The organism is Pseudomonas savastanoi, assembly GCF_020917325.1.
Taxonomy (GTDB): Bacteria; Pseudomonadota; Gammaproteobacteria; order Pseudomonadales; family Pseudomonadaceae; genus Aquipseudomonas; species Aquipseudomonas amygdali.
In genome coordinates this window covers 5249443-5260939 of the sequence record NZ_CP076652.1, presented here as the reverse complement: position 1 = coordinate 5260939, position 11497 = coordinate 5249443, and the positions used below count along the sequence as shown (strand labels likewise).

Sequence of the window (11497 nt, the reverse complement as noted above, 5' to 3'; positions counted from 1 at the left end):
CCGCGACCATGAGAGTTATTCGTAGCAAAGACTTCACCGCCACTCAAGCTTGGGGCGCTGACGACATAGCTAATATGGGTGGAACCACTGTACGCCTCCACTGGACCGATAAGCCATCAACGATGGTGAGGAAGTTTTCGCCGTTCTCGATGGAACGGTGGATATGCATTATCGCGAGTCAGGCATCGAACACATCGTTAGATTGGAGGTTGGCGACGTGTTTTTCGCAGGGGATGGATGTGAACATGTTGCGCATCCTTGTGGAGAAGCACGGATTCTGGTTATCGAACGTGAGGGTAGCGTTTGAGTTGACCGGGCTATCGCTGGTCATTACCTATTCACGCTTATGGCGTCAGGCACGCCTGCGCCAGCCTGAAGATTATTGACGAATCTTTGGTTGATGGCACAATAGTGGCCTCTGGCGCTGCTGTATGAGGCAGTGTTAAGGCCGCAATTCTTGAATGGATTCGGACAGACGTTCTGTTATTGACTAAGGAAATCGTAAATGAAACGCTTGAAGACACTGGGCCTTGCGGCAATGCTGGTATTGAGCGGTTGCGCCAGCTTTACCAAGGATGAAGTAGCGCCCGTTACCATGCCCTCGATGGCCAGCTACGCGAATAAGCCCAACGTGTTTGTTGCCTTCGATTTCTACCAGGGCACACCTGGTACCGCCGGCGCATTGGAAGTGCCGCAAGCTCGGGATGCACTCAAGCCCCAACTGCAAAAAGCGCTGACTGACTCTGGTTTGTTTGGCCGAGTGACCCTTGATGAATTCAAGAAACAGCCAGGCGACTACAGCCTGCACCTCAAGGTTTATAACCATCCGCCAAGCGGTGGCCAATTGGTAATGGCGTTTATCAGTGGCCTGACCCTGACTATTATTCCGACGATGGCTACCGATCAGTACAGCATGAGCCTGGACGCGCAGGACCCCCAGGGGAAGGTGCTGAGAACACTCAGTAACCATGATGCAATCAATACCTGGATGGGTATCTGGTTTGTGCCGATGATGGCCAATACACCGCAGAAGGCTGTGACCGATACATTTACGCGCCAGGTCAATTCACTGCTCAAGCAGTTGGTGGATAGCCAGAATCTGAAGTATTCAATGCTGAAGGGTACTGTTCCACAGGCGTAATGAACTCACGCCCGAAAAAAAAGAGCCCATGTGGGCTCTTTTTTTATTTGTGATTCAGCGCTTGAGTAAACAGTGGGTCGCTGTATAAAGCCTTGAGCAAATCACGCACCAACGGGTTGTAGGCGTTTGCCGCATTGGGGATAGCGACCGCACCCAAAAAGCTGCTGTTCCATTGACTGCTGACCTGCTTGGTGGCGTCATATTCAACTTTCTCGCCGTCAAGCAGGGTGAAGCGCGCGGCGATTATGCCGGAGCCTGTACCCATGCCGGCGGTCAGTTCATTCTGCGTAACCAGCACATTTAGCTGGCGCGGCGATTGCGGGTCGATGAGACCTGCGCGGTCCAGTTCACCCGTCAGGGCATCCTGAATGTGTTGCGTGATGCTGCCGCTAGGGGATGTGACAGGATTGCCGCGCACTTGCAGTGAATCCTGACCTGCCGCAGCGCTGACCTGAGTCTGACGGATCGGTAAAAGGGGAGGCGTTTGCTTGAGCTTCTGGACGTTATCGAAGCTGGGCTCGTAACGCGTCATGGTCACGCCACAGCCTTGCATCAACAGTGCAAGCAACGCCACCAATACTAGATTTCCCTTCACTGCATTTCCTTGTCTGAGTTATGTGAGGGCGTGATTATCAGGAACCTCAGATTCAAGGGCAATGCTTGATGGCCTGCGGGCCCTACATCCTCAGCGCTATAGCCTCTGCCACAAGGCACTCCAGTGCGAACTGCTCGGTATAGGTCATCTGAATCGGCGTGGTCTCGCCTTTGACGGTCCGTTCTCCATCGAGGATGTAGCGAATGCGCTTGTCAGTCACGCCAATGCGTTTGGCGATCCACGAAGGGGTTTGGCCGATGCGCGAGATCAGCTTGTCGGCGTATTCGGTGGACGGGTTATAGAGTTCTGCGTTGGGTGTCATGGGGTGTCCGGATGAAGGTCAGGCGCTATAGGTGCGTGGGAGTATGCAGCACGGTGCGCTATTCGTCGCCATTGGGGTTGGCAACCCACGCTGCTGTGCAGAGACATGTAGATTGCCTTCGCGAGCAAGCTCGCTCCCACTGGGATACATCTCCCTGGCGTAAGTTACGCGGCATCATTCAATATGAGTGGCGAACGGGGCGATCCTTCGCCCGCTTTCAGTCAGCGTCAATCAAAGCTTCACGCCCAGTGTTACAAACGCACTGCGTGGCGTGCCCACCTGCAGAATCTGCAAATTGCCCGCAGGGTCGGTCGCTGCGCTGGCGTCGGTGTTGAGGGTGGAGATGTAACGCTTGTCGAACAGGTTGACCATGTTCAGCGAGACGGTGGTGTCTTTGACGGCACCGAGTTTGCCGAAGTCGTAACCGAGGTTGGCGTTCGCTACCCAGTAGCCGCTGACACTGGAGTCGTTGGTGTAAGTGTAATAGCGCTTGCTGATGTAGTTGCCCTGCATGCCGGCATTCCAGTGCTCCCAATTCCAGTCCAGGTTGCTGGAATACATCAGCTTGGGCGTATCGACGACGGTTTTGTCTTTCACGTGAACGGTACTGCCGCCGCTGGCGTAGTCGTCGTCATAAGTGCTGTGGTTGTAGGACATGGAGTTGGACCAGCGCCAGTGCTCGTCGGGCGTCAGGCCGAATGACAGTTCCAGGCCCCGACTGGTGACGGAGCCGACGTTGGCGACGCCGTTCTGGCAGATGACAATGCCGGTGCAGTTGGTGATGGCCACCAGGCGATTGTCGAATTTGGTGTTGTAGACCGCCGCGGATGCCGAGTACAGCTTTGTGCTGCGGCGCACGCCCAGTTCAACGGTTTTCGATGTTTCGGGTTTGAGGTCCTTGAAGCCGTTCTGCGCATCCACTGCAGTCTGCGTGGTGAAGAACGGGCTGTAACCGCCACTCGGAAAGGCCGCCATGTTTTCCGAATAAGACGTAAACACTTCATCGCTGTCATTGAGTTTGTAGGTCGCGCCCACTTGCGGCAAAAACCTGTCCCGTGCTTCCAGCGAGCCGCTGGCATAACCGCCGCCTTTCCCTTCGGCAGTGGAGGTGGTGACGGTATTCTTTGCGCCGAACTCAAGCTTGAGGCGGTCATCGAGCAGGGTGTAGGTGTCGCGCAGGTAGAACTGCCGGGTCAGGTCGTTGTAGCTCTGGTCCAGTACCGTAGCCGCTTGCCTCAGGCCATTGGTTTTGACGATGTGGTTTTGCGGCGTCGCATTGGTGGTATCGAACAGGTAACGGGCGATGTCGTTCTTGTTCGATTGAATCCAGAACCCGCCCTGAATTTCATGCTGGCCCAGGAAGTAGGTCAGCGAACTCTGGAAGCCGGTTCGATCAATGCCATACACCGTGCTGCGAATCGAGTTGCTGGGGACAGTGGTCGAGCCGCTGGTAAAGATGAACGGATAATACGAATTGCCCCGGCCCGAGTCATGGTGGTGATAGACCGTGGCGTCCAGCACCAGATCATCGGTCAGCGAGAAATTGCCGCTGAGGATGTCCAGTTCGTCGTCGCGCAGGCTGCTGGCGTTGTAGGTCGCATCGCTTGCGCTGGTTACGCCGCCGGTGTAGATGCCGTTGGCTGCATTGACCGCGCGGGTCCAGTCCGGCGTGTAGTAACTCCAGTTGTAGCCCAGACGCTGGATGATGCTCTTCGACAGACTGGGCAGATTGGCCTCGTCGTGAGACGAGGTGCTGTGGAAAAAGCTCACGCGGTTTTCGCCGAAGTTGTAATTGACCTTGGCGTTCACAGCGTCGGATTTTTGCGGGTTGTCGTGGCCTTTCCAGGCATCGGCGTCGTACTTTTCTCCCGACACATAAGCGGACAGACCGTTGTATTCGCCCGTGTCGATGCGCATGAAAGTGCGCGAGGTGTCGTAACTGCCCAGGGTCTGTGACAGTCGCGCGCCGAACTCCTTGTCCGGATTGGAACTGGTGAACTGGATGGTGCCGCCCAGATCGCTGTTCGATGCCGTGCCCAGCGACCCGATGCCTGGAGCCACTTCGCTGGCAGCGATGTTTTCCGCGATGATCGCCCGGGTGATGCTCAGACCGTTGAAGTTGCCGAAGCTCATGTTGCCAAGCGTGACGCCGTCCAGCGTGTAGCCCAGGTGGTGCATGTCAAAACCGCGCAGGCTGATGCGCTGGCTGCCTTCTTCACGACCCAGCGGGTCGCCGGACTGGAAGTTGACCCCCGGTAGCCGTTGCAGAACTTTCAACGGGCTGGTGCCTGCGGAATAAGCGCTTACGTCCTTTTGCGTGACGCGTTGCACCTGCCGGGTTTCGCCCTGGCCAATCACTGACACCGTGCCCAGTGTCACGGCAGCGGTGTCGTCGCTGGCGGGCGCCGTCACTGAGGTGGGCACATCGTCGTCGGCCTGAATGAACGGGCTGATCAGGCACAGTGAATTCAATGAAACCAGCAGCGCAAGGCGCGTTATCGGGAATCGAGAAGCACGCGGTATTGATCGATTGTTCATGAAAAGGTTTTCCTGGGGCGTCAGGGCGCCGCGCTTGCGACGGGGAATCTGCAGGACGTATTAGCGTTGAAATGAGTTCAGTCGGCCCTTGAAGGCGTACGAGTCCGTCGTGTTTTCGAGGGGCGCTCGTTTCAACGAAAGGGCTCGTTTGAACTGGGGGTGATATTAATACTCACTGTGTGTATTAATTATGACCAGTGGCGCGTTATCCCGATTTTTCTGCCGGTCAATGCCAACCGGAGTGCTGGGCAGTTGGTCGTAAATTTCATTAGGCAAGGCGTCCGTTGCGATGCTATCTGTCCAGATTCAGTGGGGTTCAGCCCATTCGTGAATACGTATTTCCGAAGGCTGGGCAACAGGGCGTCACTCTCTGAATCCGCGTTTTGCACCTTGGACAGAAACGGGAGAACTCGATGAAATTGCTTCGTTACGGTGAAAAGGGCCAGGAAAAGCCAGGTCTGCTTGATGCTGCCTACCAGATCCGCGATCTGTCCGCACATGTCACGGACATCGCTGGCGAGGTGTTGAGCCCGGCAGGCCTTGCCAGCCTGGCTGCGCTTGATCCCGAAAGCCTGCCTCTGGTTGCGGGCCGACCGCGCATCGGGGCGTGCGTCGGGCAGGTCGGCAAGTTTATCTGCATAGGCCTGAACTACGTCGACCACGCAGCCGAATCGCGGATGGAAGTGCCCAAGGAGCCCATCATATTCAACAAGTGGACCAGCGCAATTTGCGGTCCGGACGATAATGTCGAAATTCCTCGCGGTTCGCTCAAGACTGACTGGGAAGTCGAGCTGGGCGTGATCATCGGCAAGGGCGGGCGTTATATCGACGAAGCCGTTGCCATGGAGCACGTTGCCGGTTATTGCGTGGTCAACGATGTGTCCGAGCGCGAGTGGCAGCTTGAGCGCGGCGGGACCTGGGACAAGGGTAAAGGCTTCGATACCTTCGGCCCGATAGGCCCGTGGCTGGTGACCCGCGATGAGGTTGCCGACCCTCACTCGCTCGACCTGTGGCTGGAGGTCGACGGTCATCGTTATCAGAATGGCAATACGCGCACGCTGATTTTCAGCGTGCCGCAACTGATCACCTACCTGAGCCGTTGCATGAGCCTGCAACCGGGTGATGTCATCTCCACGGGTACGCCGCCGGGTGTGGGCCTGGGCGTCAAGCCAGAACCGGTCTTCCTGCGCGCAGGGCAACGCATGCGCCTGGGGATTGCGGGGCTGGGCGAGCAGAATCAGCTGACCGTTCAGGCCGACTGATTCGCTGCCTGCCGGGAGTCGGTAATCGGCTCCCTGTTACACAAAAATATCAGCCCTGCACAAACGTCAGCAGGTCTTTGTTGAGTGTCTCGGCATGGGTCACGGCAAAACCGTGCGGCGCGCCGGAATAGACCTTCAACTCGGCACCCTTGATCAGCTCGGCGGCGCGCTTGCCTGATGCTTCGAACGGCACAACCTGATCACCATCGCCATGAATCACCAGGGTCGGCACATCGATTTTCGCCATGTCCGGGCGGAAGTCGGTTGCGGAGAATGCAGTCACGCAATCCAGCGTGCCTTTGAGCGAGGCGAGCAGGGCGATGTTCAAGGTCTGGGCCTGTACGCCCTCGGAAACCTTCTGGCCTTTGTTCAGGCCGTAGAACGGCGTGGCAAAATCACTGATGAATTGCGCGCGGTCCTTGAGCAGACCCTCCTTGATGCCATCGAACACTGATTTGTCGACGCCTTCCGGATTGTCGTCAGTCTTGAGGAAAAACGGTGTGACCGAGCCCAGCAAGGCCAGTTTGGCAACTCGCTCGCTACCATATTTTGCGATATAGCGCGTCACATCGCCGCCGCCCATCGAGAAGCCCACCAGCGTCACTTCGCGCAGATCGAGGTGTTCGATCAGTTCGGCGATATCGTCAGCGAAGGTGTCGTAGTCATAACCGGTCCACGGCTGGCTGGAGCGACCGAAGCCGCGGCGGTCAAAGGCAATGGTGCGATAGCCTCGGCTGCTGAGGTATTCCATCTGGTATTCCCACATGTCCGCATCCAGCGGCCAGCCGTGGCTGAACAGTACCGGCTTACCCTCGCCCCAGTCCTTGTAATAGATCTCGGTGCCATCTTTTGCGTTGAACGTGCTCATGCAGATTCCTCTCAATGTCGGGTTGATCGGGCAAGCGCTTTGGCGCACAGGCTCATGCACGCCTTCGGCAGCCGCCGATAATTCCGGCAGTTGGCGCTTTGCATAGTTCAGTCGGGAAGAATGAGCGTACTGTTCTGGCGCAATTTTTTGAAACATCGGCTCATCGTATTTCCCTGCCGGAACCGAACTTGCCGGGCATAAGGGAATCAGTTCCTTGGGATCAAAGCGCGCTTTGGCCTGTGCATGGTTGTATTTGCCCATCGAAGGAGAAAACTGCGTGGCGTCTCAGCTGAAAATCTTGATCCTGTCGGGTCTGCTGCTATTCGCAGGCAGTTTCAATCTCCACGCAGCCGATGTACCTGCGCTGCCAATGGGCGCTGCGGTGCCGACCGACGACAAAGCGGCCGAGAAGGCCGATGGCAAAGAAAAGGCCGATGCCAAGGCAGCTGACAAACCCGCGGCGAAAGCGGATGACAAGGCCGCTGAAAAGGCGGATGCAAAACCGGCAGACGGCGGGGAGCCAGCAGCGGCCGAAGCCCCTGAGCTTCTGGTGCAGGGCGGATTGCTCGGTGCTATCAGTTCCAGCATTGATGACGTCCAGGAAAAGCTCAATCTTGACGACAACCTCTTCGACGCCTGGCAATTGCGCGCCGACCGTGCAGCCGACGAACTGGAGAAACTGGTCAACAAGCGCACTACACGTTCTCCTTGGAGTGTTGCCGGGGACTTCCTCGCCTTGTCGTTTGTCTGGATCGGCTCGTTTGCCGTTCTGACCACTTTGGGTCGTTTTCTGGCGGTGCGCTTGTGCCGAACGCCATTCATGCGGGTGCGCGAGCGCAGTCAGGCGCTGCTCAAATACGTGTTGCCGTTTACCTTGCCAGCCATCGTCTGCCTGCCATTGACTCTCTACGTCAGCCACTTCATGCCTTCTTCGGTGGGCCGTGCGCTGGCGCTGTGCTTTGCCTATGCGACCAGCAGCGGCATCGTGTCGACCTCGGTGCTGCTCTGTGTGATTGTGATGTTTAACTCCGGGCACAAGCGCGCCGCGGTACGCATGATTCGCCGCTACGCGCCGAGGCCACTGTTTGTGGTCGGTTTTCTGGCGGCGCTGAGCGATGCACTGACCAGTCCGCAGATCGCCCGCCAGTTGGGCAGCAACGTCACCACCAGCGTTGCAGTGTTCACCGGGCTGTTTGCCTCGGTGGTGTTCTGCATGCTGATCATCAAGGTGCGCCGCCCGGTGGCGCACCTGATTCGTAACCGTTCCTTGAGCAGCCGCCTGCAACGGCCAGCGCTGCAGCAGTCGCTGAAAATCTTCTCCAACCTGTGGCACCTGCCGATCCTGCTGATGATTCTGGTCTCGGCGATCAACCTGATCGGCGCCGGTGAAGACAGTCAGGAAGCGCTGCGTTGTGCGTTGTTCACCACCATTCTGCTGATCACCACGGTATTTTTGAGCACAGTGTTCCAGCACCTGTTCAAACCGACCGAATCCCTGGGGCGCGGCGGGCATGTATACAAGGCGCGTCTGCTGAGCCTGGTGTACGCGGTGCTGCGCATTGCGCTGGCCATCGGGTTCATCGAGATACTGGGGCGCATCTGGGGCTTCTCGATGTTCGAGTTTGCCCAGCGCAATACGCTGGGGCGCGTGATCAGCGATTCGCTGAGCAGCATCGGCCTGATATTTGTGGTCACCTGGCTGCTGTGGGTGGTGCTCGACACTGCCATTCAGGAAGCCCTCAAACCACCAGCCAATCATCGCAGTGGCCGCCAACCGAGCACGCGAATCAAGACCATTCTGCCGCTGCTGCGCAACGCGGTGAAAATCATTCTGGTGGTGATCTGCGCGATCACCACCATGGCCAACCTGGGCATCAACGTTGCACCGCTGCTGGCGGGTGCCGGGGTTGTCGGTCTGGCCATCGGTTTCGGTTCGCAACAGCTGGTGCAGGACGTGATCACCGGTCTTTTCATCATCATCGAAGACACCTTCTCGGTGGGCGACTGGGTGGTGCTCAGTACCGGCCATTCCGGCTCGGTGGAGAGCCTGACCATCCGTACCGTGCGCCTGCGCGACGGCAAGGGGTTTGTCCATTCCGTGCCGTTCGGGCAGATCAAGGCGGTCACCAACCAGTCGCGGCAGTTCGCGTATGCCTTCTTCTCGGTGCAGTTCACTTACGACTCGGATATTGATGATGCGCTGGCGCTGATCCGCGAAACCGGGCAGTCGATCAGCGATGACATTCTGCTCAAGCACAACCTGCAAGGACCGCTGGAGGTGTTCGGCGTCGACAGCATGAACCTCAACGGCATGGTGTTGACCGCGCAATTCCGTACCTCTTCCGGCGGGCAGTACGCAGTGGGGCGCGCCTTCAACGAGCGCCTCAAGCGCCTTGTGGATAAAAACCCGAACGTGCGTTTTGCGCAGACTTATCCACAGATGGTCATGGGGCCGGGCTTCAACAACCCGCAGGCTGGCGTTGAAGCCGAGGGGCCTCCTGCGCCTTCGGACCCAGCTGCTGCGACACCTTCCGCGCCGGCACCTGCACCGCTTGGTCTGCCCAAGGGCAACAGCCCGCCAGGGCCGGCAGCTCAGTAATCAATGGGGCGCGATGAGACGCTGCAACGCGTTGTGGCGGCGTCATTGACCCGCCAGGCTGCGCAACTGTTGGGGGTTGGCAGGCAACGTGTTATGTTTGCAGGCGTTTTTCAATTGTTTGTTTGATTATCTGATACCGAGCCTGCTGACTCTATGCGAATGCGCCTTATGCTGTTGGGCGGCGGGAATGCCCTCGGGCAGGCGCTGATTCGTCTGGGTGCCGAGGAAGACATTGGTTTCCTCGCACCACGTCCACCGCAAGACGGCTGGGACGTGGCGAGCCTCACGCAACTGCTTGATGACACCCGCCCCGATGCCCTGATAAACCTCGCTTACTACTTCGACTGGTTTCAGGCGGAGACCGTGAGCGCAGCGCGCCTGACCCATCAGGAGCGCTCTGTCGAGCGCCTGGCCGAACTGTGTCAGCACCACAACATCACGCTGGTCCAGCCTTCCAGTTATCGTGTATTCGATGGCTCGCGCGCGACTGCCTACAGCGAAAAAGACGAGCCAGTGCCCTTGGGTCTGCGCGGTCAGGCGCTGTGGCGTATTGAGCAAAGCGTGCGCGCCACCTGCCCGCAACATGTGCTTGTGCGTTTTGGCTGGTTGCTGGATGACAGCGCCGATGGCGTGCTTGGCCGCTTTCTTTCGCGCGCCAAAGAACCCGGAGAGCTGCTGCTGGCCGATGATCGACGCGGCAACCCGACGCCGATCGATGATGCGGCGCGGGTGATTATTTCAATCGTCAAGCAACTCGATTGCGAAGCGCCGCTGTGGGGCACGTACCACTACGCCGGACACGAAGCGACCACGCCACTGGCGCTGGGTCAGGCGGTGCTCACCGAAGCGCGTCTGCTGCACCCGCTGGCCATTGAATCGCCCACCGCACAGGCTCACGCCGCGCGTCCCGATGCAGCCGAGGAACCGCAGCACGCGGTGCTGGCCTGCAAGAAAATTCTCCACACTTTCGGCATCAAGCCCCGCGCCTGGCGGGCCGGCTTGCCAAGCCTGCTGGACCGGTATTATCGACATGTCTGACGCCCCTGTTCTGATTACGGGAGGTGCCGGCTTCATCGGCTCGCACCTGACCGATGCATTGCTTGCCGACGGGCATTGCGTGCGCATCCTCGACAACCTCTCGGCGGGCAAGCGCAGCAATTTGCCGCTCGACAACCCGCGCGTTGAACTGATCGAAGGCGACGTAGCCGATGCCGAACTGGTCAAGCGCGCTGCGCAAGGCTGTAAGGCCGTCGTGCATCTGGCGGCGGTGGCCTCGGTTCAGGCGTCAGTCGACGACCCGGTGCGCACTCATCAAAGCAACTTCATCGGCACACTGAATGTCTGTGAGGCCATGCGCGAAGCGGGCATCAAACGCGTGATATTTGCTTCCAGCGCGGCGGTATACGGCAACAACGGCGAAGGTGAAGCAATCACCGAAGACACCGCCAAAGCACCGCTGACTCCTTACGCATCGGACAAGCTGGCCAGCGAGTTCTACCTGGACTTCTACCGCCGTCAGCATGGTCTGGAGCCGGTGATCTTTCGCTTCTTCAACATCTTCGGCCCGCGCCAGGATCCGTCGTCGCCGTATTCGGGCGTGATCAGCATCTTTGCCGAACGCATCCAGAAAGGCCTGCCGATCAACGTGTTTGGCGATGGCGAGCAAACGCGCGATTTCTTCTACGTGGGCGACCTGCTCAAGCTTTTGCTACAGGCCCTGTCACGGGAAAGCGCCATCGAAGGCGCGATCAACGTCGGCCTGAACAAGACCACGTCGCTCAACGAGCTGCTGTCGGCGCTCTCGCAAGTGGTCGGGAAACAGCCGGAAGTGAGCTATCAGGCACCGCGCTCGGGCGACATCAAACATTCCCGGGCCGGTAACCAGCGTCTGCTGGAGCACTTCAGCATTGATGAGCCTACACCCTTGAAGCGCGGGCTTGAGTTGCTGATGGGGCAATGAGCCCCGCATCGACTGTAAGTGCTGATCGTCCCCACGCTCTGCGTGGTGATGCATTTCTGGACGCTCTGCGTCCGCTCTTGAGCGTGCGGTGCAGCGCCTATTTGTGACGCAGAGCGTCACGAGCAGCATGCCGACGCGGAGCATCGGCACGATAGCCAGGAATCCGGGGCGCGGGTTAAATCACGGCACGATAATCAGGAATCCGGCACGCA

9 protein-coding genes and 1 pseudogene are annotated in these 11497 nt (G+C 58.4%); 6 read left to right on the top strand and 4 right to left on the bottom strand.

Annotated features, from left to right (window positions below):
• Positions 1-8: 8 nt before the first annotated feature.
• A pseudogene (locus KP808_RS22405) lies at positions 9-307 on the top strand (cupin).
• Positions 308-505: 198 nt separating this feature from the next.
• Positions 506-1141, top strand: coding sequence for a hypothetical protein (locus KP808_RS22400; protein WP_122281251.1), 636 nt, complete (start codon positions 506-508; stop codon positions 1139-1141).
• A 43-nt stretch (positions 1142-1184) separates the two neighbouring features.
• Here KP808_RS22400 and KP808_RS22395 read toward each other — a convergent pair whose 3' ends face one another.
• From KP808_RS22395 to KP808_RS22385, 3 genes are all read right to left on the bottom strand, one after another.
• A complete protein-coding gene (locus KP808_RS22395; protein WP_122281250.1) occupies positions 1185-1736 on the bottom strand; it encodes a hypothetical protein in 552 nt (183 codons plus the stop codon).
• Positions 1737-1818: 82 nt separating this feature from the next.
• Positions 1819-2058, bottom strand: a complete 240-nt coding sequence (locus tag KP808_RS22390) for a hypothetical protein (protein WP_003317071.1) — start codon at positions 2056-2058, stop codon at positions 1819-1821.
• Between the two features lie 231 nt (positions 2059-2289).
• Positions 2290-4596: a TonB-dependent receptor gene (locus tag KP808_RS22385; protein WP_230016932.1), complete on the bottom strand. Its 2307-nt coding sequence runs from the start codon at positions 4594-4596 to the stop codon at positions 2290-2292.
• Positions 4597-5009: 413 nt separating this feature from the next.
• Here KP808_RS22385 and KP808_RS22380 point away from each other — a divergent pair, with 413 nt between their 5' ends.
• A complete protein-coding gene (locus KP808_RS22380) occupies positions 5010-5858 on the top strand; it encodes an ureidoglycolate lyase (protein ID WP_230016930.1) in 849 nt (282 codons plus the stop codon).
• A 49-nt stretch (positions 5859-5907) separates the two neighbouring features.
• On the opposite strand, the gene KP808_RS22375 is transcribed toward KP808_RS22380, so the two are convergent.
• Positions 5908-6726 (bottom strand): alpha/beta fold hydrolase, encoded by an 819-nt coding sequence (locus KP808_RS22375; RefSeq protein ID WP_058408713.1) that lies wholly within the window; start codon positions 6724-6726, stop codon positions 5908-5910.
• Between the two features lie 277 nt (positions 6727-7003).
• Here KP808_RS22375 and KP808_RS22370 point away from each other — a divergent pair, with 277 nt between their 5' ends.
• The 3 genes from KP808_RS22370 to KP808_RS22360 all read left to right on the top strand — a co-directional run bounded on the left by KP808_RS22370 (position 7004) and on the right by KP808_RS22360 (position 11285).
• Entirely contained in the window at positions 7004-9325 is a 2322-nt protein-coding gene (locus KP808_RS22370; protein ID WP_058408630.1) for a mechanosensitive ion channel family protein, read from the top strand.
• A 153-nt stretch (positions 9326-9478) separates the two neighbouring features.
• A complete protein-coding gene (locus tag KP808_RS22365; protein ID WP_058402671.1) occupies positions 9479-10363 on the top strand; it encodes a sugar nucleotide-binding protein in 885 nt (294 codons plus the stop codon).
• Positions 10356-11285, top strand: coding sequence for an NAD-dependent epimerase/dehydratase family protein (locus KP808_RS22360; protein ID WP_230016929.1), 930 nt, complete (start codon positions 10356-10358; stop codon positions 11283-11285). The genes KP808_RS22365 and KP808_RS22360 overlap by 8 nt, the downstream gene beginning before the upstream one ends.
• Positions 11286-11497 lie beyond the last annotated feature (212 nt).